Below are 983 nucleotides of genomic sequence, written 5' to 3'. Positions count from 1 at the left end.
GTGACACATGGAGCTGACGAATACTAATCGATCGAGGACTTAACCAAAAAAGTTTGAAACATTCAATGCACCGTTTATCCAGTTTTGAAAGAATAAAATATTAGAATATACTTGTAATTTTTATAAGATATGTTATAATAAGTATTGTCTTTCAAATAGTCTAGTGATGATGGCAAAGAGGTCACACCCGTTCCCATACCGAACACGGAAGTTAAGCTCTTTAGCGCCGATGGTAGTTGGGGGCTTCCCCCTGTGAGAGTAGGACGTCGCTAGGTTATATACTAAAATTATTCCGAAGTAGCTCAGTTGGTAGTAGCACCTGACTGTTAATCAGGTTGTCGCAGGTTCGAGTCCTGCCTTCGGAGCCATTCTTGGAGAGTTGTCCGAGTGGCCGAAGGAGCACGATTGGAAATCGTGTAGGCGGTTAACACTGTCTCAAGGGTTCAAATCCCTTACTCTCCGCCAGCACTTTGATGTGTTCCAAACGATGGCCCCTTGGTCAAGTGGTTAAGACACCGCCCTTTCACGGCGGTAACACGGGTTCGAATCCCGTAGGGGTCACCAATTCAATACCCAGATGGAGGATTAGCTCAGCTGGGAGAGCATCTGCCTTACAAGCAGAGGGTCGGCGGTTCGAGCCCGTCATCCTCCACCATTATTTTTACAACATTATAGTATTATCGCGGGGTGGAGCAGTGGTAGCTCGTCGGGCTCATAACCCGAAGGTCGTTGGTTCAAATCCAGCCCCCGCAACCAAATGGTCCCGTGGTGTAGCGGTTAACATGCCTGCCTGTCACGCAGGAGATCGCCGGTTCGATCCCGGTCGGGACCGCCATTTATTTTAAAATATGGGTCAGTAGCTCAGTTGGTAGAGCATTAGATTGAAGCTCTAAGTGTCGGCGGTTCGATTCCGTCCTGACCCATCTTGTTTTTTTGCCGGTTTAGCTCAGCAGGTAGAGCAACTGACTTGTAATCAGTAGGTC

At 47.8% G+C, this 983-nt stretch carries 7 tRNA genes and 1 rRNA gene; all 8 read left to right on the top strand.

What is annotated here, in order from left to right:
* The first annotated feature begins 159 nt into the window (after positions 1–159).
* Positions 160–275: ribosomal RNA gene (gene rrf / locus CD31_RS00195) — 5S ribosomal RNA — on the top strand.
* 16 nt (positions 276–291) lie between these two features.
* Positions 292–368 (top strand) — tRNA-Asn (locus tag CD31_RS00190).
* A 5-nt stretch (positions 369–373) separates the two neighbouring features.
* Positions 374–465, top strand: a tRNA-Ser gene (locus CD31_RS00185).
* A 24-nt stretch (positions 466–489) separates the two neighbouring features.
* A tRNA-Glu gene (locus tag CD31_RS00180) sits at positions 490–564 on the top strand.
* A gap of 15 nt (positions 565–579) precedes the next feature.
* Positions 580–655: transfer RNA gene (locus CD31_RS00175), tRNA-Val, on the top strand.
* A 26-nt stretch (positions 656–681) separates the two neighbouring features.
* Positions 682–756 (top strand) — tRNA-Met (locus tag CD31_RS00170).
* A 3-nt stretch (positions 757–759) separates the two neighbouring features.
* Positions 760–835: transfer RNA gene (locus CD31_RS00165), tRNA-Asp, on the top strand.
* 15 nt (positions 836–850) lie between these two features.
* A tRNA-Phe gene (locus CD31_RS00160) sits at positions 851–923 on the top strand.
* Positions 924–983 lie beyond the last annotated feature (60 nt).

Origin of the sequence: Lysinibacillus boronitolerans JCM 21713 = 10a = NBRC 103108 (assembly GCF_000772935.1) — a bacterium.
Taxonomy (GTDB): Bacteria; Bacillota; Bacilli; order Bacillales_A; family Planococcaceae; genus Lysinibacillus; species Lysinibacillus boronitolerans.
Note: the sequence above shows the minus strand (reverse complement) of the source record. Positions and strands in the feature narration are given on the sequence as shown.